Here is a 22,971-nt window from a genome sequence, read left to right as displayed (position 1 = left end):
CCGGGGCAGGTCCCGGGCGCCTCTATCCTCACGGTCCGATGACGGCACTCCCGACCTACGTCGCCGAGCAGTTCACGGAGGAGGAGTCGACGGTCCTCCGTCGCTACTTCACCAGCCTCGACGGGCCGGTCTTCGCGCTCGTGAACCTGCCCGAGGTCGTCAAGGGAGCGCTCTTCGCCCGCTACTCGCGCTCGGCCAAGTCGCTGCGGCGCCTGTTCCTCGACGAGTTCGTGGGCGAGCTCGACACCACGGGCGACGAGACCGTCGACGCCACCATCGGCCTGGCCCGGGCCGAGTCGCTCTACGACCGGGTGTTCTTCGAGTACGGCGACGACAGCGTGGCCCAGCTCGGCGGCGTCCACCTCGCCTGCGAACAGGCCTCGAACCTCCTGACGAAGGTCCTCGAGTGGGGCCGGCTGATGTCCTACCTGGAGCAGTCGACCCGCTACATCCCCTACGACGAGCGCCTCGGCGGCCGCTACCGCTACCACCGCGACCCCGAGATCCTCGGTTCGCACCTCGGGGCCCGCTACGTCGGCGACATGGACCAGCTGTTCGACACGTACTCGGCGCTGGCCCTCGACATGCAGGAGCACTTCCGGGATCGCCACCCGAAGAGCGAGTCCGACTCCGACTTCGTCTACCGCCAGGCCATCCGGGCCAAGGCCTTCGACGCGGTCCGCGGCATCCTGCCGGCGGCCTCGCTGTCGAACGTCGGCATCTACGCATCGGGCCAGGCGTTCGAGACGCTGCTCCTGCGCATGCGCTCGCACCCGCTGCCCGAGGCCCGGCAGTACGCGGACCTCATGCTCGTCGAGCTCCGCAAGGTGGTGCCCAGCTTCCTGAAGCGGGTCGACCTGCCCGATCGGGGTGTGGCCACCTCCGAGTACCTGCGCACCAACCGCGACGCCATGGAGGCGATCACCTACGAGATGCTCTCGGGCGACGCCGTCGACGGCCCGACCGATCCGGGCGTCGAGCTGGTCGACTTCGACCCCGAGGGCGAGCTCAAGGTCGTCGCCGCGATGCTCTACCCCTACACCGGGCTCGCGGAGTCGACGCTGATCGAACGGGTCCGGACCATGTCGGTCGAGGACCGCCTGGCGGTCATGCGGGCCTACGTCGGCGACCGCACCAACCGCCGCCACAAGCCCGGTCGGGCGCTCGAGCGCACGGACTACCGGTTCGACGTCGTCTCGGACTACGGCGCCTTCCGCGACCTGCAGCGCCACCGGCTGATGACGATCGAGTGGCAGGAGCTGACGCCCGCCCACGGCTACACCCGTCCGGCCGCGATCGACGAGGCCGGGATGACCGGCCGCTTCGACGACGCCATGGAGCGGTCGGCCGCGCTGTGGTCGTTGCTGGCGGAGCGGTTCCCGGAGCGGGCCTCGTACGCGGTCTCGCTGGCCTACCGCCTCCGCTACGCCATGCAGTTCAACGCCCGGGAGGCCATGCACCTCATCGAGCTGCGGACCTCGATCCAGGGCCACCCGAGCTACCGGGCGATCGGCCAGCGGATGCACCACCTGATCGCGGAGCGGGCGGGGCACCGGGCCATCGCCGAGATGATGCGCTTCGTGGACCACTCCGGCGAGGCGGAGCTGGAGCGCCTCGGTGCGGAGCGCCGCGCCGAGGCGCGGCGGACCGAGTCGGCCTGAGGTCCCGCTCGGCCCCCTGCGACGGCGGTCACGCCTCGCTGGCACATCCGGTACTCCCGGAGGGGGCGTGATGTCTATGATGCGCCCCGACCTCGCCCTGAAGACCCCCTGCCACCAGGCCTGAGCGACGGCCGAGAGGAACATGGACGACGACGAACTCCTTGATGAGGACACCGACGAGGAGGAGACCCTCGACGACGAGGAAGCCCTCGACGACGATCTCGAAGAGGACATCGACGAGGTCGAGATCGCAGACGACGAGGACGATGTCGTCGTCGCCGTGGAGGAGGAGGACGAGGAGGACGCGGCCGACGACGTCCCCGCGGCCAAGGCGAAGCGCGCCTCCGAGGACGAGGACGAGGACGACGAGGACGTCGACCCCGACGACGTCGAGGCCGACCTGGACACGATCCTCAAGGACCGCATCGCCGCGGGCGACGACGACGAGGACGAGGACGAGCTCGAGGAGCCCGGTGCCGAGTCCGGCGAGCGGGTCGCGGCCAAGACCGCGGACGAGTTCACCTGCCCGACGTGCTTCCTGATCGTGCATCCGCGCCAGTTCGGACGGCCGGGGGCACTGACGTGCCCAGAGGGCTACGACCCGTGCGGCGGCATCGAGATCGTCAACCGCCTGACCGGCAAGCAGCCCGCGAAGGGCAGGAAGGGCTGAGCGTGGTCCGCCCCCTCGATCTGCCGGCGGCGCTCGTCGAGGAGGTGGCGGGCGCGGTCCCGCTCCTCGTCGAGCGCACCCGCTCGCAGGTCGAGCTGGCGCAGCGGATCGTGTCGCACCTGCCGTGCCTCGGTCGCCGCGGCGACGGCTCGTCGGCTGGCGCCGGCGACGACGCGGCCGACGACTCGGGCGCTGACGACGAGCACCTCGCGCCGGTCGTCGACATCGCCACCGCGGCGGCGAGCCCGGCGCACGCGCCGGTCCCGGCCGCCGAGGGCGCGCCGGCGCCCGACGAGCTGGCGATCCCCGACTACGACAGCCTGGCCGCCTCGCAGGTCGTGCCGCGGCTCGCGTCGCTGTCGGTCGACGAGCTGTCCGACGTCGAGGCCTACGAGCAGGCCCACCGGGCCCGCCAGACCATCCTGAACCGGGTCCGGCAGCTCCAGTCCGCCGCGGACGGGAGCTGAGCCGTGGGCCCGGCGCCCACCCCGTCGTTCGAACCCGTCGTGCGCGACGCGACCCCGGCCGACCGCCCCGAGCTCGTTCGCCTGGCGGCGAGGGCGCTCGAGCACCTCGACACCCAGAAGGGCGGGGCCGTGTTCCGCGACCGCGAGGCCCGACCCGTCCCGGTCGACGGCACCGTGGACGCCGATCTGGCCGCGGCCGCCGAGGGCCGGGCGATCGTGCTGCTCGGCTGCCTCGGGCCGGTCCCCGTCGGCTATGCGGTGGCACGGGTCGAGCCGACCAGGGGCGCGCCCCTCGCCGTGGTGCAGGACCTCTACGTCGAGCCCGAGGCGCGCCGGGTCGGCGTCGGCCGGGCCCTCATGGCCGCGCTGGTCCGGCGCGCCGAGGAGGACGGGTGCGGCGGCATCCAGGCCGAGGCCCTGCCGGGCGACCGTGCGACCAAGAACTTCTTCGAGGGCTTCGGCCTGGTCGCCCGCAAGATCACCGTGCACCGGCCCCTGGGCGGCGCTGTCGACGAGGAGGGCCCGGTCGACGGGCGCGGCGGTGGTTGACCCGGTGGTGGTGGCCGGCGCGGTCGCCACCCGGGGCAACGACCTGCTCGTCGTGCGGCGGGACGGCGGTCCGGCCGAGGGGCGGTGGTCGGTGCCGCTCGCCCGCGTCGCCGGTGGCGAGACGATGGTCGAGGCGGCGGTCCGGGCGGTGGCGGAGCAGACCGGCCTCGGCGCGCTGTCGGGGCCCTTCCTCGGCTGGTACGAGTCGATCCGCACCGCGGACCCCGGAGGTGCCCACGAGGTGGTCGCCTGCTTCACGTCGGTGATCCTCGACGCGGTGGACCCGACGGCCGGCGCCGAGGTCGCCGAGGCCCGCTGGATGCCCGTGTGGGACGTGGCCGAGCTGCCGCTCGTCGACGGGCTCGCCGAGCTCCTCGCCGAGCACGGCGTCATCGACACGTTGGCCTGACCCTTCAGCCGGGTCCCGAGGCCCCTCGCCCCCGTGGGGAGCGGGGGACCCCGGGTCCGGGATCAGGTCAGGTCGGGGCTCAGCGGCCCTTCCAGTTCGGCTTGCGCTTCTCGGCGAAGGCGGTGAGGCCCTCCCCGAAGTCCTCGGTGCCGAACATCTTCATCATCCCCTCACCCGACAGCTTCCAGCCGACCTCGTCGGGCTCGTCCGTCGACTTGAGCATGATCTGGCGGCTCTCGGCCACGGCGAGCGGCGCGTTCTCGGTGATCTCGGCGGCGAGCTCGAGCGCGGTGTCGAGCGCCTGGCCCTCGTCGCAGAGGCGGTTCACCATGCCGAAGTCGTAGGCACGCTCGGCGGGGAAGTCGAGCCGCCCGGTGAGGGCGAGCTCCATGGCGATGTTGCGCGGGATCTTGCGGGGGAGGCGGAAGAGGCCGCCGGCCCCCGCCACCAGGTTGCGCTTCACCTCGGGGATGCCGAACACGGCGGTGCGGGAGGCGACGACCAGGTCGGCGGCCAGCACGATCTCGGTGCCGCCGGCGAGGGCCGGGCCGTCGACCGCGGCGATGATCGGGGTGGTCCGCTCGCGCTGCACGAAGCCGGCGAACCCGCCCTTGGCGGTCGTCATGCCGCCGGGATCGGTGGCCATCTGCTTGAGGTCGGCGCCCGCGCAGAAGATGTAGCCCTTCTCCGTCCTGGCGCCGGTCAGGATGCCGACCCACACCTCGTCATCGGCCTCGATCTGGTCGATCGCGTCCTCGATGCCCGAGGCGACGTCGCTGTTGACGGCGTTGCGGGCGTCGGGTCGGTTGATCGTGATGATCCCGACGTTGCCCTGCTTCGTGTACTCGATGGTCATGGGCCCGGACACTACCGCCGAACTTGACCGGCCGGTCTACTTCAGTGCCCGGGGGGCCGGGCGGGCGTCGGTAGGGTGCGCCGCATGGCTGCGGTCCAGGCGCTCGTGTTCGACTTCGACGGCACCCTGGTCGACTCCGACGACGCGCTCGTGCAGCCCTTCCTGGCCCTCGGGGTGCCCCGCGGGGAGATCAGCTTCGGCCACGCCATCGCCGAGGAGTGCGAGCGGCTCGGCATCTCGCTCGACGCCTACGCCGACCTCTACGACGAGCAGGTCGTGCGGCCGTTCGCCGGCGTCGACGAGGTGGTGGCCCGCCTCGGCCGGTGGGCCCTGTGCTCGAACAAGCACCCCCGCTCCGGGGCGGCCGAGCTGGCGCGCCTCGGATGGACGCCCGAGGTGGCGCTCTTCTCCGACCACTTCGGCTGGGCCCACAAGGGGCTCGGACCGGTCCTCGAGGCGATCGGGCTGGACGCCACCGACATCGTCATGGTCGGCGACAGCGGGGGCGACGTCCGCTGCGCGGACGAGATCGGGTGCCGCTTCGTGTGGGCCGGCTGGAACCCGCGCGTGCGGGCGGCCCGTCCGGACGGGAGCGTGCTCGACCGTCCGGACCAGCTGCTCGACCTCTACGGCTGAGTCACCGGGCCCGCAGACCCGGCGTGGGGCTCAGCCCGCAGCGGACCCGCCTCGGCGGCGTCGATCTCGCCCTCCGCCGCGGCGCCGGTCTCGGGCGCCGGGTCATCCGCGCCGACGGCCTCGTCACCGGCAGCGGGCTCGGCCTCCACCGGCGCAGCGTCGTCGGTCGCCTCGGTCGCCTCGTCCGGCGCCGGCGCCGCGTCCTGCTCGGGCTCGGCCGGTGCGGCCTCGGCGTCCTGGGCCGGCGCAGCGTCCTGGGCCGGCGCAGCGTCCTGGGCCGGCGCAGCGTCCTGCTCGGGCTCGGCCGGCGCGGTCTCGGCGGCGGCCTCGGTCGACGGCGCGGACGGCGGGGTGGCCTCGTCGGTCACGGCGTCCTGGGTCGGGGCGTCGGCGTCGGGCGCCTCGGCCGTCGGAACGTCGCCCTTGGGCGCCTCGCCCTTCGACGCGTCGGCCTTCGGCGCGTCGGCCTTCGCGGCGTCGCCCTTCGGCGACCCGCCCTCGCGCCCGCCGCCCTTCGGGGCGTCCCCCTTGCCTCCGCCGCCCTGCTTGGCACCCGGACGGCCGGCGCCCTGCTTGCCGCGCGGCGGGCGCCGGCGCTTGGCGGCCGCGGCCTCGGACGGGTCGACCCCGAACAGCTCGGCGACCTTGGGCACGCGGTCCGACACCCGGCGCACGGCCTCCATCAGGTCGTCGGTCGGGTTCTCGGGCCGCCCCGCCGGCGCGACCTGCTGGCGGACGGGCGAGTAGGCGAGCGCGTCGACCGCCGCGGCCCACAGCTCCTGGTTCGTGCCGGGCGTGAGGCCCTCGGAGACCGAGGTGACCAGCCGCGCCGACAGCTCGGCGGGCACCGGCGTCCCGGCCTTCGGCGGGCGGGAGCTGAGGCGCAGGGCGCGGACGAACCGCCCGGCCTCGAGGTTGGCGCTGATGTCGGCCACCCAGTTGGAGTGCTCCTCCTCGACCCGACGGGTCAGGCCGCTGCGGAGCTGCTCGAGCATCTCCCGCGCCTCCTCGTCGTGGGTGGCGCCGTCGCCGGCCACCACGACGGAGCGCAGGTCGCGCAGGTCGAGCTCGTCGAGGTCGGCGATCGCGGCCGCGGCGCGGTCCTTCCACTCGGCGTCGCGCAGGCGCGGGTAGAGGGCCTCGGCCATGGCCACGACCTGCTCGGTCGGCGCCTCGGGTCGGTTCTCGGCCCGGGCCTGCTCGTTCTGCTTGGCGATCGCCTCGCGCACGGCGGGCACACCGCCGCGCAGCACCTGGTCGGCGATCGGCCGCTGCTCGGTCGGCACCTCGTCGATCACCGCGTTCCGGTAGGCGCGACCCGGGCGCAGGCGCTTCGGCTTGGGGCGCTCGGGCACCTCGGGGCGCGGCCCACGGGGCCGGTCGCCGCGCGGTCGGTCACCCCGATCGCCGCGGTCCCGACGCTCGCGACGGGGGCCGTCGCCGTCGCGGTCCCGACCGCGCCCGCGACCGCGGCCCTCGCCGCGACCCCGGCTCACGAGCTGCGTGGTGACCAGCGGCTCGTCGCGGCCGGAACCCATGATCTCGAGCAGCTCCGGCTGCTTGCGCTCGCCCTTGGGGGGCAGGACGCCGGTGATCTCGATGCCGTCGATGAGGAACTCGGCGTCGGCGCGGAGCACGTCGCCGACCTTGGCGCCGCCCGGCACGAGCGACCCGTCCATCTCGCCCTTCGGCTGCTTGGCACCGGCCGCGCGCCAGGTCCAGGACCCGTCAGGGCGTTCGGAGGTCAGCTCGATCTCGAGTCGGCGGGACATGGGCGCCAAGCTAACGGACGCCTCACGAGTGCAGGAAGCCGGAACCGCCCCCCGGGTGCCAGCATGGGCGACGTGAGCGACCTCCCCGAAGCCCAGACCCTGATCGTCACCGGCGTCACCGGCCAGGTGGCCGAATCGGTGGCCACCTCGCTGGCCGCCGCAGGCCACCACGTCACCGGCGTGGCCCGCTTCTCCGACGCCGCGGCGCGGGAGCGACTCGAGGCCGCGGGGGTGGCGTGCGCCTCCGCGGACCTGGTCGAGGCCGACTTCGGAGCGGTGCCGACGGGCGTCGACGCGCTCCTCAACTTCGCGGTCGTCAAGACCCAGCGGTGGGACCTCGACCTGCGCGCCAACGCCGAGGGCATCGGGCTGCTCATCGCGCACGTCCGGCCGGCCCGGGTCCTGCACTGCTCGTCGACCGGGGTGTACGACCCGGCCGGGGCCACCGTCCTCGACGAGTCGGCCGCGCTCGGCGACAACCACCGCCCGATCATGCCCACCTACTCGATCGCCAAGATCGCCGCCGAGGAGGTGGTGCGCACGATGTGCCGGCTGCTCGACGTCCCGACGACCATCGCCCGGCTCAACGTGCCCTACGGCGTCGGGCCCGACGGCACGCCCCGGGGCTGGCCGGCCTTCCACCTGGCGATGATGCAGGCCGGCCTGCCGATCCCCGTGCACCCCGACCGGCCCAACCTCTTCAACCCGATCGACCTCGCCGACATCGCCGCGACCGTGCCGGCGCTGCTCGGCGCGGCCACGGTCCCGGCGACGATCGTCAACTGGGGCGGCGCCGAGCAGGTCTCGCTCGAGGAGTGGTGCGAGCACCTCGCCGACCGGTGCGGCTACCGCGCCACGTTCGAGGAGACCGAGTCGACGATCGGCGGCGTCACCGTCGACCTCGAGCGCATGGTGAGCATCACCGGGCCGACCACGGTCGCGTGGAAGGACGGCTTCGACGCCCTCGCCGACGCCTGGCTCGCCTCCCAGGCGTGACCCTCCTCCTCTGCGACCTCGTCGACGCGTGCAGGCACCGCCGTCCGATCTCGGGGACCAGCGATCGCTGAGCGACGCGTGAGCCGCGAGAACGCCGGATCGGCGTTCTCGGGGACATCCCCGAGCTCCCGGGTCGGGGATCAGTCGTCGAGCGCGTCGAGCAGGGCGTTCTCGAGCACCTCGGCCAGGCCGGGGTGCGCCCAGATCTGCTCCTTGGCGACCCGCTCCGCCGTGAGGCCGAACGTCATCGCCTGGGCCATCTGCTGCATGAGCGTCGCGGCCTGCGGCCCGAGCACGTGGGCGCCGAGGATCAGCCCGGTGTCGGCCGACACGAGCACCTTGGCGAAGCCGCTGCGGTCCTCGAGGGCCCACCCGTAGGCGGTGTCGCCGAACGCCCGCTTGCCGACTCGGTAGGGCTGCCGGCGCTCCTGCAGCTCGGTCTCGGTCTCGCCGACCGACGCGACCTCGGGGTGGGAGAAGACGGCGTGCGGGACGACGCGCTCGTCGAGGTGCATCGGGTCGTCGGGGTGCACGACGTTGTGCGAGACGACCTTGGCCTCGCGGTTGGCGAGGTGCTTGAGCTGCAGCGGGTTCCGGATGTCGCCCAGCGCCCACACGTTCGAGGCGGTGGTGAGCAGGGTGTCGTCGGTGAGGACGTAGCCGTCCTCGTCGAGCTTCACCCCGGCGGCCTCGACCTCGAGCTCGGCTCCGTTCGGGTGGCGGCCGGTGGTGACGAGCAGCGCGTCGCCGGTCACGTCGGTGGGGCAGTCGGGGCCTTGGTGGCCGGGCGCGGGGGAGAGGACGAGCCGGAAGGTGCCGCCCGAGTGCTCGACGCCCACGACCTCGGTGTCGAGGTGGAGACGGGCCCGGCGTCCGAACTCACGGGTGAAGCGCTCCGAGACGTCGGGGTCCTCGTGGCGCAGCATGCGGGCGCCACGGTGGACGATCGTCATGTCGCAGCCGAGCGAGCCGAACACGTGGCCCATCTCGGCGGCGATGAACCCACCGCCGATGACGAGCAGGTGACGCGGCACCGAGTCCACCCGCATGATCGTGTCGGACGTGTGGAACGGGGTGCCGGCGAGCCCGGGGATGTCGGGGACGATCGGCGACGCCCCCGCCGCCAGGACGACCTTGTCGGCGGTGACGTCGGTGGTGGCGCCGCCCGGGGCGGTGACCCGCACGGCGCGCTCGCCGGTGAAGCGGGCGTCGCCGGTGAACACCGTGGTGTTGGGTTGGCCGCGGCGGTACTGCTCGCCGCCCTCGGCGATCGGGTCGATCCGGCCGAAGGTCCGGTCGCGGATCGACGGCCAGTCGATGCGGGGCGGGTCGAAGTGGACCCCGAGCGCCGTCGCCTCCTCCGCCTCGACCACCCGGTTGGCCGGCATCACCAGCATCTTCGACGGGATGCAGCCCCGGTTGAGGCACGTCCCGCCGAAGGTCGACCGCTCCACGATCCCGATCGTGAGGTCGTCGTACTCGCGGGTCGGGATCGAGTTGCCCGAGCCGGTCCCGATGATGAGCACGTCGACGTGGGCCGTGGAGGGGGACGTCATGACGGCCGAGCCTACGGCGGGGTGGTCGCGACCGAGGCGGCGCCGGGCGGGGGATCGGACCGGCCGGCACGCACGAGAGCGCACCGCACGTCGCGCACCGATCCCGGCCGCAGAACTGGAACGCGTTACAGTTTCCCGTCCCGCCCGGTCGACCCGGGCTGCACGATCGAACCGCCAGACCGAGACGGACCGAGCCAGGGGGAACAGATGCACATCGCGTACACGGAGGAGCAGCAGCGCCTCCGGGACGAGCTGCGGCGCTACTACGAGGACCTGCTGACCGACGAGGTCAAGGACCTGCTCCACAAGGAGGCCGGCGTCGGCCCGACGCACCGGCGGATCGTGAAGCAGATGGCCGAGGACGGCTGGCTCGGGATCGGCTGGCCGAAGGAGTACGGCGGCCAGGGCCGAAGCCAGATGGAGCAGTTCATCTTCTTCGACGAGTCGATGCGCTCCGGCGCCCCGGTGCCGATGCTGACGATCAACACCGTCGGCCCGACGATCATGCAGTACGGCACCGAGGAGCAGAAGGACTTCTTCCTCCCGAAGATCCTCGCCGGCGACCTGCACTTCTGCATCGGCTACTCCGAGCCGGGCGCCGGCACCGACCTCGCGTCGCTGCGCACCAAGGCCGTCCGCGACGGCGACGAGTACGTCATCAACGGCCAGAAGATGTGGACGTCGCTGGCCTCCGACGCGGACTACTGCTGGCTGGCGGTCCGCACCGATCCCGACGCCCCGAAGCACAAGGGCATCTCGATGATCATCGTCGACATGAAGTCGCCGGGCATCACGATCGACCCGCTGCACCTGCTGTCGAGCCACGACATCAACGCGACGTACTTCGACGACGTCCGGGCCCGCGCCGACTGGCTGGTCGGCGGCGAGAACAACGGCTGGGGCCTCATCGTCAACCAGCTCAACCACGAGCGCGTGACGCTGTGCTCGCCCGGCCTGCTCGAGCAGTCCTACACCGAGGTCCGCCGCTGGGCGCAGGAGACGGTGAACGCCGACGGCTCCCGCCCCGTCGACCAGGAGTGGGTGCGGCTCAACCTGGCCCGCGTCCACGCCGGCCTCGAGTTCCTGCGCCTCATCAACTGGAAGGTCGCCTGGACCGCCACCGAGGGGCACCTCGACGTGGCCGACGCGTCGACGATCAAGACGTTCGGCACCGAGTTCTACCTGGAGGCGTTCCGCCTGCTGATGGAGGTCATCGGCCCGTCCGCCTACCTCGAGCGCAACTCGGTCGGCTCGGTCCTGAAGGGCCGGCTCGAGGGCAACTACCGCAGCCTGCTGATCCTCACCTTCGGCGGCGGCACGAACGAGATCCAGCGCGACCTGATCGGCATGTTCGGTCTGGGCCTGCCCCGGGCGCTGCGCAACTGACGCGGCCGATCACCCGGGACACGACGCAGACGAACGCACGAGGAGACGAACGACATGGACTTCCGCTTCAGCGAGGAGCAGCAGGCGATCGGTGACCTGGCGGGCCAGGTGCTCGCCGACCGATCCACCCACGAGCGCCTTCGGGAGCTCGAGCGGGGCGACGGCCCCCGCTTCGACGCCGACCTGTGGGCCGAGCTCGCGAAGGTCGGCGTGCTGGGCGCCACGGTGCCCGAGGAGCACGGCGGCGCCGGGCTCGACCTGATCGCCCTGGGCGCCGTGCTCGAGGCCGTCGGCCGCACGGCCGCGGCGGTGCCCCTGTGGGAGACGCTCGGCCTGGGCGTCCCGGCCGTGGCCCGCTACGCACCGGTCGACGTGGCCGCCGATCTCCTCGGCCGAGTCACGGCCGGCGAGCTGATCCTGACCGCGGCGTGGCACGAGCAGGGCGGCGAGCCGCTGGTGCCGACCACGATCGCCAGCCGCGCCGGCGACGCCTGGACCGTGAGCGGCACGAAGATCTGCGTCCCCGCCGGCGTGATCGCGGACGCGGTGCTGGTGCCGGCCGCCATCGAGTCGGGCGGCTCTGTGGGCCTGTTCCTGGTCGAGAAGGGCGAGGGTGTCGGCGTCGAGCCGCTCGACACCACCCTCGGCGACCCGCAGGCCGCACTGCTGCTGGCCGACGCGCCGGCGACCCTGATCGCCGAGGGCGCGGACGCGCTCCGCTGGGCCTACGAGCGGGCGATCGGCACCCAGTGCGCGGTGGCCACCGGCGTGTGCGACGAGGCCCTCCGCCTCACCGCCGACTACGCCAAGGAGCGCAAGCAGTTCGACGTGCCGATCGCCTCGTTCCAGGCGGTGGCGCACCGGGCCGCGGACGCCTACATCGACACCGAGGCCGTCCGGCTCACGACGCACCAGGCGCTGTGGCGGCTCGGCAACGACGAGCCGGCTTCGGCCGAGGTGTCGACCGCCAAGTTCTGGGCGGCGTGGGGCGGCCAGCGGGTCGTCCACGCGGCGCAGCACCTGCACGGCGGCGTCGGCGTGGATCGCGACTACCCGCTGCACCGCTGCTTCCTGCAGGCCAAGGAGCTCGAGCTCCAGCTCGGCGGGGCGACGCGCCAGCTGCTCCTCCTCGGCGAGATCATCGCCGAGCAGCCCGTCTGACCGAGCGCCGCTCCCGTTGCTGCGTCGCCGGCCGTCGCCGAGCGACGGAACGTCACGCAGGAACGGGAGCCGCGCGGTCGGGGACCACGGTCAGGCCGCGACGCGGTCGAGCAACCGGTCGATCCAGCCGATGTCGATCGTGACCTCGGCCCCGGACCGGCGGTCCCGGCCCGAGCGGCGGGCCGGCGTCGCCGGTGCGACCGCAGGCACGTAGTCGTACGGCAGGCCCTTGCACGCTGCGAGGTAGTACATCGCCGGGTCGAGCGTGACGTCGTCGAGGAGCTCGACCACGTGGGCGCGGTGGCTGAACAGGCAGCCGGTCAGGCCGCCGTCGGCCGAGCCGACGACCACGTCGGCGTCGCGCAGGGTGGCGAGCAGCAGGTCGGGCTTGAGCGACGACGGGTCGAGCGGTTCGACGCCGTGGCGCTCGAGGACCTCGAGGAGGTCGGCGCGGTTCTCGACACCGGCGGCCGAGCCGGCGTCGAGGAAGATGCGCCGGGGCCCCTGGGCCGCGCACGGCAGCGGCACCTGGTCGCACCAGCGCCGGAACCAGCTCGGGACCGCACCGGCCCCGGGTCGGGTGACGAAGTTCGGGACGACCACCCGATCGGCGTGGATCGGCTGCCCGGGCTCGACCTCGACGAGCTGCACACGCCGACCGCCGAGGTGCTCGAGCAGCGTCGCCTCCATGTCGGTCAGCGGCCCGTCGTGCAGGACCGACATGTTGCCGAGGCGACCGAGGGCCGGGTGGATGAGCAGGGCCGCCCTGGGCAGGTCGTCGACCAGCGTGTGGAAGGTCGACCGCTGCGGCGAGCGGAAGACCGCCACCGTGCCGTCCACGTGGATCGGGTCACGGCGCAGCTCGGCGTCGTCGAGGGGCACGCGGCCGATCATCGCCGTCGTGACGCTCTCGGCCACGATCCGCCCGTCGGCGCTCGTGACCACGCCGCAGCCCGGTCGCACGACGACGTCGGCGAGCACGTGGACGCGAGCCGGCGGGAGCGCGAGACGGGACGTGCCGAGGCCGGCGCGGGCAGCGGCGGGCGCCAGCGGGAGGTTGTCGGCGTCGGGGCACGGGAGGGATTCTCCGCCCCCCAGGTGGACCAGCTCAGCCCCGGACAGCACGGCGGCGGGCACGGTCCGCGGCCAGTGCGCCGCCTTGCGTGAGGCACGACGAGGCCCAGGGTCGGCTCGACGCCACCACGAGGTCTTGTCGGCCACCCATCCCATCGTCATCGAACTGTAATGGTCGGCCCGCTCATCTCACAGGCATTTCCCAGGGTGCAGCGAGGGTTACCCTTGCCCTCGCAGATCTACCGCGGCCTCCAGCGTCGCGCCGAGCCACCCTGGAAGGGGAGCGACCGTGAAGATCCTCGTGGCCACCGATGGTTCCGATCACGCCGTGGAGGCGGCCGCCAGCGGCCTCGCCGTCCTGGGGGAGGCCGAGAGCGTCACCCTGGTGTGCGTCGTCCACACGCCGGCCGTCGTGTCGTCGGGGATGGAGTCGGGCTTCGCCGGCGGCATGGCCACCCCCGAGGTCGTCGACGCGGCGTGGGTCGGCGCCAAGGAGGAGGCCGACGAGAGCATCGACCGCACGATCGCCGGCCTGCCCGCCGGGCAGAACATCGAGCGGCGGGTGGAGACGGGGGAGCCCGGCCTCGCCGTGGTCGCGGCCGCCCAGGAGCTCGGCGCCGACGTGGTGGTCATCGGGTCCCGGGGGAGGGGCGCCATCAAGCGGGCCCTGCTCGGCTCGGTCAGCACCCACGTCGTGCACAACGCCCCGTGCCCGGTGCTCGTCGTCAACTCCAAGGACGACTGACCGCGCGGCGCGGATCGTTCCGACCCGCAGCACGCGCGCCGGCGTCGCTGAGGATCGTGGGAGCGTCGAGAGCGGGGTACCGGCGCAGCCGGGCCCTGCGCCGCCATCCAGCCCTACGGACATAATCAGCATTTCCGGCATTCCCACAGAGGACTTTGGCGGCGGTTCCGGTCGTCAGACGACGGAAACGGCCGCCGAAGCGGTATCGAGGGCCGCTACGACGACGTCGTCGACACGTCGTCCAGCAAGGCGCTGAGCCGCCGCACGTGCTCGTCCCTGGTGTCGTCGTCCCACGGACGGCCGTCCTCGACGTCACGCAGCATCTCGTCGACCGCATCCCGCAGCGTCGCCAGGACCACGTACTGGTCGTCCATGCGGCTCACGAGCTCCTTGAGGCGGTCCTCGCCCCAGGTCAGCTCACCGAGCCGCCGGCGGGCCTCGAACGCCCGTTGGCGACACGATCGCCGGCAGTACGTCCTCGGCCGTCCCGTGGCCGCCGGATCCGGCAACCGCCGTCCGCACCACGCACATCGCCTCGGTGCGTCCCGTTCCTCGAGGTCGGCGACCTGCGACGACCGCCGCACCGACGACGCGTCCCCCGACCCCACCTCCCCACCCCGTCGTTTCGTCACAGTGACGAATCTAGTGCTCGACGGCCGACCCCGGACGGATCCCAGGCCCCCCGCCGCCGCCTTTGGCGGCGGTTCCGGTCGTCAGACGACGGAAACGTCCGCCAAAGGCGGGGGTCGCCGGTCAGACCTCGCGGCGTTCGAGCGCGACCAGCCCGTGGTCCGCGTCCTGCACCACCACGACGTCGGCCCTCCCCCGCGTCGGCTCCACGAACTCGACGTTGTTCGGGACGTTGATCGCCTCCCAGACGTTGACCGCGGCGTCGCGCAGCGCCTGGCCCTCGAGCCCCCGGAACAGCGACAGGATCGACGTCGAGCCGTCCTCCACCTCGCCCACGAGCTCCACGAACCGGTCCGTGTACCAGTCGCGGAGGTCGTCCGGCTCGGCGTTCAGGTAGATGCCGAGGTCGAGCTGGCCGTCCATCGACGGCTGCAGCACGACGATGCCCTCGACGACCAGCACGTCGACGTCGCCGACCGGATCGGTCCCGGGCACCACGTCGTAGGCCTCATGGGAGTACCTCGGCGCGACGACGTCGGTGCGGCCGTGCCGCACCGCGTCCAGGAAGGCGACGAGCGACGCGACGTCGAACGACTCCGGGTAGCCCTTGCGGTCGAACAGGCCCCGGGCGTGCAGGTCGTCGTTGCTGAACAGGAACCCGTCGGCCGCCACGACGCCGACCGCCAGCTCGCGGTCCTCGCGCAGGCGATCGGCCAGGAGCCCGGCGAACGTGGACTTCCCGCTCGAGATCGGACCGCCGATGCCCACGACGGCGGGCCGCTCCCCCACCTCGTCCCGGCACGCGGCGACCAGCTCGACCAGGGCCTCCATCACCACCGTGAGCCTCCCGTGAAGTTCCCGTGAGCGCCGGTCCATACCCTTGACAGACCCGGGTGACCGGTGTCCCCTAGTGGAGCGGGTCGGACCCGTCCGGCCTGCCACCCACAACCCAGGGAGGTGCCGATGTCCAACCGTCACCGTACTCGTCGGTCCGGAGCCACTTCTGCGCTGCAGGAGGAACGGGAGTTGCGCAAGGCGGAGCACCGGAGGGTGCGCCGCACGGTCAACCAGTCCCTGCACATCGCGGTCCTCGACGAGGATCACGACGGCCTGGTGCTGGAGATCCCGCACGCGACCCACGGCTACACCGACGAGCACGACTCGCCGGAGTCCCACGCCGTGCTCCGACCGCAGCGGCGTGTGCGCCACTGGAAGCAGACCTTCTGGAAGCGCCGGACGAACGTGCGACGTCGACGGGCGGAGGCATACCTCACGCTCTCCTGAGCGGGGACCACCACTCCCTTGGCGCGGTCGCCGGCGTGACACGTCTGCACCGTCGGGGGTGATCCTGTGATGACGGACCGGTCCGGCTCCCCATGACCGTGGGGAGCCGGGGTGGTTCGGTAGCGTGACGACGTGGCCCGTCGTCGCCCTGACGAGCGCTCGCTCGTGCCGATCGTCGACCGCATGGTCGACCAGCGCTTCGCCATGGCCGTCGAGGCCGTGTCCCGCCTGCGCGCCGAGGACCCGACCGCCACGCCCGACGAGCTGGCGGACCGGCTGATCCGCAAGTGCGCCAAGGAGCTCGCGCTCGGCGGCGCGGTGGCCGGCGGCGCCGCCGCCTCCCCGGTCGCGGGCGTGGCCGTCGCGGCTGCCACCGCCGGCGCGGACGCGACGTACAGCATGGGCCGGCTGAGCGAGATGATCATGGGGATCGGCCTGATCTACGGCCACCAGCAGTCCACCGTCGACGAGCGCACCGCGCTCGTCCTGGCCGTCCTGGGGCTGTCGGAGAGCGCCGCGGTCGGCCTCACCGGCCTGGCCGCCCGGGTGGGCTCCCGCAGCGGCGCTCGCCTCGTCGCCAAGCTGCCCACGGGGACCGCGGCGCCCGCCAGCGCGGGCGTCACCAAGAAGGCGGTCGCCAAGCTGTCCAACGCCAGGGGCCCGTGGAGCCTGGCTGCGCTCGTGCCCTACGGCATCGGCGCCGGCGTCGGCGCTGCGGGCAACGCCGTGCTGGCCCGCTCGGTGGGCCGGGCCGCCAAGCAGTACTTCGCGGGCGGGCGCGCCGACCCACCGGCTCAGGCCGCCGTCCAGGAGGACGCCGGCGAGGGCGAGGTCGTCGAGGAGCCCGGCCCGCGATCGGGGGCCGGCGGGGCGAACGGCTCGGAGGGCGGCCCACCTCGTGGCGCCTGGGACGACGAGATCGTCGACGCCGTCATCGTCGAGCGCGTGGAGCGGGTGGACGTCCAGGCGACCTACCGGACCCCGCCGCCTCCCGGGTCGCCGCCGGCCGGCTGAGCACCCGCTGCGACGGGCCCTCGTCGCCGACTGCCGGCCACCCCCTCGTGGGTAGCCTCGCCGCATGACCGACATCACACCGGCGCTCATCGACGGGACCGACGTCCTCGCGGACGAGGTGAACGAGGTCCGCTCCCCCTACGACGGCTCCGTGGTCGGCGTCGTGCCCGCGTGCACCACGGCCGACCTCGACCGCGCCATCGCGGTCGCGCTGGAGCGCCACCGCGCCGGGCCGCCGCCCGCGTTCGAGCGCGCCGAGGTGCTCGACCGCGCCGCGGTGCTGCTGACCGAGCGCCTCGACGAGTTCGCCCGCTCGATCTCCGAGGAGTCGGCCAAGCCGATCACCACCGCACGGGTCGAGGCGCAGCGCGCCGTCGACACGATCCGCTTCTCGGCCGCCGAGGCCCGCACGTTCACCGGTGAGATGGTCCCGCTCGACGCGTCGTCGGCCGGCGTCGGCAAGCTCGGCTTCACCAAGCGCGTGCCGATCGGCGTCGTCGGCGCGATCTCGCCGTTCAACTTCCCGCTCAACCTCGTGTGCCACAAGATCGCACCGGCGGTGGCCGCCGGCTGCCCGGTGGTGCTGAAGCCGGCCTCGTCGACGCCGCTCACCGCCCTGCGCATCGCCCGCCTCTTCGAGGAGGCCGGCCTCCCGCCGGGGTGGCTCAACGTCGTCACCTGCAGCGGTCGGGTCGCCAACCACATGGTCCTCCACCCCGACGTGGCGATGATCACGTTCACGGGGTCGCCCGAGGTCGGCTGGGGCATCCGGGCCGACGCGCCCCGCAAGCGGGTCAGCCTCGAGCTCGGCAACAACGCCCCGGTCGTCATCGAGCCGGACGGCGACTGGGAGACCGCGGCCGCCAAGATCGCCGTCGGCGGCTACGCCTTCGCCGGCCAGACCTGCATCTCGGTGCAGCGGGTGTACGTCCACAACAGCCTCCACGAGGGCTTCGTCGCCGCCCTGGCCGAGAAGGTCGGCCAGCTGAAGGTGGGGCCGCCGTCCGACCCCGCGACCGAGGTCAGCGCGCTGATCGACCCCGGCGAGACCGACCGGGTCGCAGCCTGGATCGCCGAGGCGACCGACGAGGGCGCGCGGCTGGTCGTCGGCGGCACCCGCGGCGACCACGACGTGCTCGTGCCCACGCTGCTCGACGGGGTCCGGCCCGACATGAAGGTCTGCACCACCGAGGTGTTCGGACCGCTCGTCGGCGTCGCGCCCTACGAGCGCTTCGACGACGCCCTCGCGCTCGCCAACGACACGCGCTACGGCCTCCAGGCGTCGGTGTTCACGACCGACATCGGCAAGGCCCTGAAGGCGGCCGACACGCTCGACTTCGGCGGCGTCCTGGTGAACGAGCTGCCGTCGTGGCGGGCCGACCAGCAGCCCTACGGCGGCGTCCGCGACTCCGGCAACACCCGTGAGGGTCCGCCGTACACGGTGCAGGAGATGACCGAGCGCCGGATGATCGTCATCCAGGGCTGAGCCGGCCGCCGGCGCGGCCCGCTCCCCTCCCCCGCCGATCAGTTCACCGACGGGTCCTCGGGGTACAGGCCCTGGCTGGCCAGGCGGCCGCCCTGGCGTCGCATCACCGTGCGCCACAGGGCCTCGGGCTCGGCGCACAGCACGTCGTCGGGCGTGGCCTCGACCACGTGCCACGCGCCCGCGGCGATCTCGGCGTCGAGCTGGCCCGCGCCCCACCCCGAGTAGCCGGTGAACAGCCGCATGGCGTCGATCCCCTCGACCTCGCCCTCGACGAGGGCCTCGGGATCGATCAGGGCCAGGGGGCCCGGCAGCTCGGCCACGTGGGCGGCCTCGGCGCCCAGGCGGCGCCGGCCCAGCGCGAGCAGACCGCCGACCGACACCGGACCGCCGATGAAGAACACGCCCGGCGACACGACGGGGATGGACAGGTCCGGGAGGTGGTCGCCGATGTCGGTCTCGGTCGGTCGGTTGAGCACCACGCCGAAGGCGCCGGCGTCGTCGTGCTCGACCACGTACACGACCGTCTGGTCGAAGTTCGCGTCACCGAGGTCGGGCACCGACACGAGCAGCTGGTAGCGGGTCGACGCCTCGATCACCGCCCCAGCTTCCCAGACGGCGGGGCCGACGGGCGCCCGGGGGCCGGGGCCACTTCATCAAGCACCGCTCGACGCGTGTCGATGTACGTGGGACCACCTCGCCCACCGTGATCCCGACCTCCCACCGCTCCGAGCACCCCGCGCATGCCCACCCCCGCTGAACCCGCCTGGCGCCGCCACTGGCCCTGGCTCGCCGCGGCCGTGCTCGCGGCGCTGGCGGTGGCCCAGTCGGTCGAGCCGGACGGCGACCTCGGCAACGCCACGTACCTGGCGGGCCTCGTGCTCGCGTCCGTCCTGGCGGTGGTCGGCGCCGCCCGCCCCGGTGCCCGCCGGGTGCCCAGGCGGCTGCTCGCTGCCGGCGTCGTGTGCTCGACGCTCGGCGACCTGCTGTGGACGCTCGAGAGCTGGCTGCGCGACGCCACGCCCAGCGTCTCGCTCCCCGACGTGCCGTGGCTGTCCTCGTACCTCCTCGTCGGCGCGGCGATGGTCGCGACCGTCCCGGAATGGCGGCGGAGGATCCGCAGCGACGGCGACGCGCTGATCGACATGGCGGTCGTCGCAGTGCTGGCGATCCTCGTCGTCGGCGAGCTCTGGGCCGGACCGATGATCTTCGACGGCTCGGTCCCCGTGCTCGACCGGACCGTGTGGGCGACGTACCCCGTCCTCGACGCGCTCCTCCTCTGCCTGCTGGTGCGCATGCTGCTGGACGGCGAGACGCCCCGGCGTGTGACGTGGCCGCTCGCCGGGGGCGTCTCGTGCTGGCTCGTGTCGGACATGGGCTTCCTCGTCGTCGGCGAGGAGAGCTGGCTGGTCGGCCCGATGAACGCCGGATGGATCGTCGGCGCCGCCCTCCTGGCCACCGCCTGCTGGACCATGCGGACCGCGGACGACCGGGACGGACCGGCACGGGATCGGACGGCGCCCGGGCGCGTCAGCACCGTCCGACTCGGGATCGCCTACCTCGGTCTGATCGTGCCGTGGGCCTTCGTGCTCGTCGACGTCCTCGGAGGCCACGACGACCTGGCCGCCCCGCTCGTCGCCGCCCTCGTCGTCACCGCGCTGGTCTGGCGCCGCACCCTCCACCTCCTGCACCAGGAGCAGGAGGCGGTCGACTCGCTCGAGGCCAGCGAGCGCCTGTTCCGGAAGCTGGCGCTGAACTCGTCTGACGCCGTGATGGTGCTCGACCGCGACGGCGTGCTGCGACGGGAGTCGCCGGGTCTCGCCGAGCTGGTCGGCATCCCCGACGCCGGCGCCGTCGGCGACGACGTCGTCGGCGGCTCCGACGACGAGCGGGCCACGGGCGGCGCGGCCCGCCGCCTGCTGGACGCGGCGCTCGCGAGCGCCGGCGAACCCGTCGACGAGGAGCTGCGCCTGACCTGGGACGAGGAGGAGCGCTGGCTCGCCGTGCGGGCCGTCAACCTCCTCGACGACCCCGACGTGCAGGGCATCGTCGTGACGCTCAGCGACATCACGGACCGGAAGCGGATGGAGGAGCTGCTCGTCCGCCAGGCGACCCACGACCACCTGACCGGCCTCGCCAACCGCACGCTGTTCCGGGACCGGCTGCACACCGCCCTCTCGCTCTCCCGGGACGAGGACGACCAGCCGGCGGTGCTGTACGTCGACCTCGACGGCTTCAAGCACGTCAACGACAGCCTCGGCCACGATGCCGGCGACGACCTGCTGCGCGAGGTGGCCCGGCGGATGACCACTGTGCTGCGCCCGGGCGACACCGTCGCCCGGCTTGGCGGCGACGAGTTCGCCGTGCTCCTCGACCGCTGCGCCGACGCGCCTGGGGCGGCCGAGCGCGTCCGTGCCGCGCTCGCCGATCCGATCGTGCTCGCCAACGGGCCCATCTCGCTGTCGGCCAGCATCGGCATCGCCCGCGGCGGCGACGGCTCGTCGCCGGGCTCGATGCTGCGCGAGGCCGACACGGCGATGTACCGGGCGAAGGCCGCCGGGCGCGGGCGGTGGATGGAGTACGAGCCGGCCATGCGCGACGCCGCGGTCCGGCGCCTGCAGCTCGAGAACGAGCTGCACGTCGCGCTGGCGTGCGACCAGCTGCGCCTCGAGTACCAGCCGGTCGTCGGCGTGGCCGACCGGCGCGTCGTCGGCTTCGAGGCGCTCCTGCGGTGGCGGCACCCCGACCTCGGCGAGGTGGGCCCCGACGAGTTCGTGCCGCTCGCCGAGGAGATCGGCGTCATCGACGACATCGGTCGCTGGGTGCTCCGCCACGCGTGCGCCCAGGCCGCGGTCTGGCGGAAGCGCTACGGCTCGCACCTCACGATGGCGGTGAACGTGTCGGGTCGGCAGCTGGAGTCCGGCCGGCTGGACGTCGACGTGCACAGCGCGCTGGTCGGCAACGGCCTCGCCGCCGACGCGCTGGTCCTCGAGATCACCGAGACCGCCCTCATCGGCGACGACGTCGCGGCGCTGGCCGCAGTGCACCGGCTCCGAGAGCTCGGCGTCGGCCTGGCCGTCGACGACTTCGGCACCGGCTACTCGTCGCTCAGCCACCTGCAGCAGTACCCGGTCCACGTGCTGAAGATCGACCGCTCGTTCGTCGCCGAGGTCGCCTCGGGCGAGTCCGGTCCCGACATGGTGCGCGGCCTCGTCGACCTCGCGAAGGTGCTCGGCCTCGAGACCGTGGCCGAGGGCGTCGAGACGCCGGAGCAGCTGGACCGCCTCCGGGAGCTCGGCTGCGACATGGCGCAGGGCTACCTGATCGCGCGGCCGAAGCCGGCCGATCTGGCCGCGACGATCCTGCAGGTGCCGCCGCACGGCCGACCCGCCCCGGCGGGTCGGCCCGTGTCGGGCCGCGTCAGGTGATGTCGAGCGACAGCATCCGGATGGCGTTGCCCCGCAGGATCTTGTACTGCACGTCGGGGGGCAGGTGGCCCATCATCTTCTCGGCCACCTCCTTGGTGTGCGGCCACGTCGAGTCCGTGTGCGGGTAGTCGGTCTCGAACGTCACGTTGTCGATGCCGATGACGTCGAGCGAGTTGAGCCCGTGCTGGTCGCGGAAGAAGCAGCCGTAGACCTGCCGGTAGTAGTAGGTCGACGGCGGCTCGGGGATGAGGTCGGCGACGCCGCCCCAGGCCCGGTGCTCGCTCCAGACGTCGTCGACGCGCTCGAGGATGTACGGCAGCCAGCCGATCTGGCCCTCCGAGTAGGCCAGCTTCAGGTTCGGGAACCGGACGAGCACGCCGGAGAAGAGGAAGTCCGACAGGCTGGCCATCGAGTTGTTGAAGCTGAGCGAGGCGGCGACCGCCACCGGCGCGTCGGGCGACGTGGCCGGCATGCGCGACGACGACCCGATGTGCATGCAGACGACCGTGTTCGTCTCCTCGCACGCCCGGAACAGCGGGTCCCAGTAGCCGGTGTGGATGCTGGGCAGACCGAGGTGCGGGGGGATCTCGCTGAAGCAGACGGCGTGGACGCCGCGGGCGGCGTTGCGCCGGACCTCCTTGGCGGCCAGCTCGGCGTCCCACAGCGGGATGATGCAGAGCGGAGCGAGCGCCCCGTCGCTGTCGCCGCACCACTCCTCGACCATCCAGTCGTTGTACGCGTAGACGCAGGCCTCGCCGAGCTCGCGGTCCTTGGCCTCGGTGAAGGTCTGGCCGCAGAACCGCGGGAACGTCGGGAAGCAGAGCGACACGTCGACGTGGTTGACGAGCATGTCCTCGACACGGGCCTTGGGGTCGTAGCACCCCGGGCGCATCTCGTCGTAGGTCATGGGCGTCATCGTCATCTCGTCGCGGGAGTAGCCGACGGCGGCGACGTGGCGCTTGTGGATGTACACGAGGTCCTCGAAGACCCAGCAGTCGGCCGGCTGGCCGTCGTCGGTGAACTCCTGCTCGTAGGCCCCACCACCGATGTGCTTCATGGCGCCGATGCCGCGGCGCTCGACCTTGGGGCCGCGGTCCCGGTACTTCGCGGGCAGCCAGGTCTCCCACACGTGCGGCGGCTCGACGACGTGGTCGTCGACGCTGACGATCATCGGAAGGTCGCCGGTCTCGGCCG

At 73.1% G+C, this 22,971-nt stretch carries 22 protein-coding genes; 14 read left to right on the top strand and 8 right to left on the bottom strand.

What is annotated here, in order from left to right:
• Positions 1-38: 38 nt before the first annotated feature.
• The 5 genes from LH044_RS02305 to LH044_RS02285 all read left to right on the top strand — a co-directional run bounded on the left by LH044_RS02305 (position 39) and on the right by LH044_RS02285 (position 3,756).
• Entirely contained in the window at positions 39-1,661 is a 1,623-nt protein-coding gene (locus LH044_RS02305; RefSeq protein ID WP_227758182.1) for an FAD-dependent thymidylate synthase, read from the top strand.
• A 142-nt stretch (positions 1,662-1,803) separates the two neighbouring features.
• The gene (locus LH044_RS02300; protein WP_227758181.1) at positions 1,804-2,331 is read left to right on the top strand and encodes a DUF4193 domain-containing protein; all 528 of its coding nucleotides are present in this window, start codon (positions 1,804-1,806) and stop codon (positions 2,329-2,331) included.
• A 2-nt stretch (positions 2,332-2,333) separates the two neighbouring features.
• Positions 2,334-2,798 (top strand): hypothetical protein, encoded by a 465-nt coding sequence (locus LH044_RS02295; RefSeq protein ID WP_227758180.1) that lies wholly within the window; start codon positions 2,334-2,336, stop codon positions 2,796-2,798.
• Positions 2,799-2,837: 39 nt separating this feature from the next.
• On the top strand, positions 2,838-3,347 hold the full coding sequence (locus LH044_RS02290; RefSeq protein WP_227758179.1) for a GNAT family N-acetyltransferase: 510 nt from the start codon (positions 2,838-2,840) through the stop codon (positions 3,345-3,347).
• The gene (locus tag LH044_RS02285; protein ID WP_227758178.1) at positions 3,340-3,756 is read left to right on the top strand and encodes an NUDIX hydrolase; all 417 of its coding nucleotides are present in this window, start codon (positions 3,340-3,342) and stop codon (positions 3,754-3,756) included. Before LH044_RS02290 ends, LH044_RS02285 begins: the two co-directional genes overlap by 8 nt.
• Positions 3,757-3,835: 79 nt before the next feature.
• On the opposite strand, the gene LH044_RS02280 is transcribed toward LH044_RS02285, so the two are convergent.
• Positions 3,836-4,612, bottom strand: a complete 777-nt coding sequence (locus LH044_RS02280) for a crotonase/enoyl-CoA hydratase family protein (protein WP_227758177.1) — start codon at positions 4,610-4,612, stop codon at positions 3,836-3,838.
• Between the two features lie 84 nt (positions 4,613-4,696).
• Here LH044_RS02280 and LH044_RS02275 point away from each other — a divergent pair, with 84 nt between their 5' ends.
• Positions 4,697-5,248, top strand: a complete 552-nt coding sequence (locus LH044_RS02275; protein WP_227758176.1) for an HAD family hydrolase — start codon at positions 4,697-4,699, stop codon at positions 5,246-5,248.
• Here the strand turns inward: LH044_RS02275 and LH044_RS02270 are convergent.
• Positions 5,239-7,020 carry a hypothetical protein gene (locus LH044_RS02270; protein ID WP_227758175.1) on the bottom strand — a complete coding sequence of 594 codons (1,782 nt, stop codon included), beginning with the start codon at positions 7,018-7,020 and terminating at the stop codon, positions 5,239-5,241. The two genes, LH044_RS02275 and LH044_RS02270, sit on opposite strands and share 10 nt — an antisense overlap.
• A gap of 72 nt (positions 7,021-7,092) precedes the next feature.
• On the opposite strand from LH044_RS02270, the gene LH044_RS02265 reads away from it, so the two are divergent.
• Entirely contained in the window at positions 7,093-8,016 is a 924-nt protein-coding gene (locus tag LH044_RS02265; protein WP_227758174.1) for an NAD-dependent epimerase/dehydratase family protein, read from the top strand.
• A 140-nt stretch (positions 8,017-8,156) separates the two neighbouring features.
• On the opposite strand, the gene LH044_RS02260 is transcribed toward LH044_RS02265, so the two are convergent.
• Entirely contained in the window at positions 8,157-9,572 is a 1,416-nt protein-coding gene (locus LH044_RS02260) for a mycothione reductase (protein WP_227758173.1), read from the bottom strand.
• A gap of 207 nt (positions 9,573-9,779) precedes the next feature.
• Here LH044_RS02260 and LH044_RS02255 point away from each other — a divergent pair, with 207 nt between their 5' ends.
• The gene (locus LH044_RS02255) at positions 9,780-10,958 is read left to right on the top strand and encodes an acyl-CoA dehydrogenase family protein (protein WP_227758172.1); all 1,179 of its coding nucleotides are present in this window, start codon (positions 9,780-9,782) and stop codon (positions 10,956-10,958) included.
• 54 nt (positions 10,959-11,012) lie between these two features.
• The gene (locus LH044_RS02250) at positions 11,013-12,119 is read left to right on the top strand and encodes an acyl-CoA dehydrogenase family protein (RefSeq protein ID WP_227758171.1); all 1,107 of its coding nucleotides are present in this window, start codon (positions 11,013-11,015) and stop codon (positions 12,117-12,119) included.
• Between the two features lie 90 nt (positions 12,120-12,209).
• On the opposite strand, the gene LH044_RS02245 is transcribed toward LH044_RS02250, so the two are convergent.
• Positions 12,210-13,100: a glycosyltransferase family 61 protein gene (locus LH044_RS02245; RefSeq protein WP_227758170.1), complete on the bottom strand. Its 891-nt coding sequence runs from the start codon at positions 13,098-13,100 to the stop codon at positions 12,210-12,212.
• Positions 13,101-13,482: 382 nt separating this feature from the next.
• Between LH044_RS02245 and LH044_RS02240 the strand changes: the two genes are divergently transcribed.
• Positions 13,483-13,938 carry a universal stress protein gene (locus tag LH044_RS02240; protein WP_227758169.1) on the top strand — a complete coding sequence of 152 codons (456 nt, stop codon included), beginning with the start codon at positions 13,483-13,485 and terminating at the stop codon, positions 13,936-13,938.
• Positions 13,939-14,153: 215 nt separating this feature from the next.
• Here LH044_RS02240 and LH044_RS02235 read toward each other — a convergent pair whose 3' ends face one another.
• Together LH044_RS02235 and LH044_RS02230 are read right to left on the bottom strand one after the other, a co-directional pair.
• Complete coding sequence (locus LH044_RS02235; RefSeq protein WP_227758168.1) at positions 14,154-14,321, bottom strand: hypothetical protein; 168 nt, start codon at positions 14,319-14,321, stop codon at positions 14,154-14,156.
• A 370-nt stretch (positions 14,322-14,691) separates the two neighbouring features.
• Positions 14,692-15,399: a type I pantothenate kinase gene (locus LH044_RS02230; protein WP_227760055.1), complete on the bottom strand. Its 708-nt coding sequence runs from the start codon at positions 15,397-15,399 to the stop codon at positions 14,692-14,694.
• Positions 15,400-15,594: 195 nt separating this feature from the next.
• On the opposite strand from LH044_RS02230, the gene LH044_RS02225 reads away from it, so the two are divergent.
• The 3 genes from LH044_RS02225 (at position 15,595) to LH044_RS02215 (ending at position 18,352) form a co-directional block, all read left to right on the top strand.
• Positions 15,595-15,852, top strand: a complete 258-nt coding sequence (locus tag LH044_RS02225; protein WP_227758167.1) for a hypothetical protein — start codon at positions 15,595-15,597, stop codon at positions 15,850-15,852.
• Between the two features lie 132 nt (positions 15,853-15,984).
• Positions 15,985-16,866 (top strand): hypothetical protein, encoded by an 882-nt coding sequence (locus LH044_RS02220; protein ID WP_227758166.1) that lies wholly within the window; start codon positions 15,985-15,987, stop codon positions 16,864-16,866.
• A gap of 64 nt (positions 16,867-16,930) precedes the next feature.
• Positions 16,931-18,352, top strand: coding sequence for an aldehyde dehydrogenase family protein (locus LH044_RS02215; protein ID WP_227758165.1), 1,422 nt, complete (start codon positions 16,931-16,933; stop codon positions 18,350-18,352).
• Between the two features lie 38 nt (positions 18,353-18,390).
• Here the strand turns inward: LH044_RS02215 and LH044_RS02210 are convergent, their stop codons facing one another.
• Entirely contained in the window at positions 18,391-18,948 is a 558-nt protein-coding gene (locus LH044_RS02210) for a YqgE/AlgH family protein (RefSeq protein ID WP_227758164.1), read from the bottom strand.
• Positions 18,949-19,092: 144 nt separating this feature from the next.
• Between LH044_RS02210 and LH044_RS02205 the strand changes: the two genes are divergently transcribed.
• Positions 19,093-21,777: a putative bifunctional diguanylate cyclase/phosphodiesterase gene (locus tag LH044_RS02205; RefSeq protein WP_227758163.1), complete on the top strand. Its 2,685-nt coding sequence runs from the start codon at positions 19,093-19,095 to the stop codon at positions 21,775-21,777.
• Here the strand turns inward: LH044_RS02205 and LH044_RS02200 are convergent.
• Positions 21,770-22,948: an amidohydrolase family protein gene (locus tag LH044_RS02200; protein WP_374210579.1), complete on the bottom strand. Its 1,179-nt coding sequence runs from the start codon at positions 22,946-22,948 to the stop codon at positions 21,770-21,772. The genes LH044_RS02205 and LH044_RS02200 overlap by 8 nt on opposite strands.
• Between the last annotated feature and the right edge of the window lie 23 nt (positions 22,949-22,971).

The sequence above is a fragment of the Dermatobacter hominis genome (genome assembly GCF_020715685.1).
Classification (GTDB): domain Bacteria; phylum Actinomycetota; class Acidimicrobiia; order Acidimicrobiales; family Microtrichaceae; genus Dermatobacter; species Dermatobacter hominis.
The sequence above is the reverse complement of the archived record's forward strand: the minus strand, read 5'-3'. Positions and strand labels throughout refer to the sequence as shown.

Coding starts and splice junctions, on each gene's coding strand:
- LH044_RS02305 (WP_227758182.1), top strand. CDS start 39: ATGACGGCACTCCCGACCTACGTCGCCGAGCAGTTCACGGAGGAGGAG.
- LH044_RS02300 (WP_227758181.1), top strand. CDS start 1,804: ATGGACGACGACGAACTCCTTGATGAGGACACCGACGAGGAGGAGACC.
- LH044_RS02280 (WP_227758177.1), bottom strand. CDS start 4,612: ATGACCATCGAGTACACGAAGCAGGGCAACGTCGGGATCATCACGATC.
- LH044_RS02275 (WP_227758176.1), top strand. CDS start 4,697: ATGGCTGCGGTCCAGGCGCTCGTGTTCGACTTCGACGGCACCCTGGTC.
- LH044_RS02270 (WP_227758175.1), bottom strand. CDS start 7,020: ATGTCCCGCCGACTCGAGATCGAGCTGACCTCCGAACGCCCTGACGGG.
- LH044_RS02260 (WP_227758173.1), bottom strand. CDS start 9,572: ATGACGTCCCCCTCCACGGCCCACGTCGACGTGCTCATCATCGGGACC.
- LH044_RS02255 (WP_227758172.1), top strand. CDS start 9,780: ATGCACATCGCGTACACGGAGGAGCAGCAGCGCCTCCGGGACGAGCTG.
- LH044_RS02250 (WP_227758171.1), top strand. CDS start 11,013: ATGGACTTCCGCTTCAGCGAGGAGCAGCAGGCGATCGGTGACCTGGCG.
- LH044_RS02230 (WP_227760055.1), bottom strand. CDS start 15,399: ATGGAGGCCCTGGTCGAGCTGGTCGCCGCGTGCCGGGACGAGGTGGGG.
- LH044_RS02215 (WP_227758165.1), top strand. CDS start 16,931: ATGACCGACATCACACCGGCGCTCATCGACGGGACCGACGTCCTCGCG.
- LH044_RS02205 (WP_227758163.1), top strand. CDS start 19,093: ATGCCCACCCCCGCTGAACCCGCCTGGCGCCGCCACTGGCCCTGGCTC.
- LH044_RS02200 (WP_374210579.1), bottom strand. CDS start 22,948: ATGATCGTCAGCGTCGACGACCACGTCGTCGAGCCGCCGCACGTGTGG.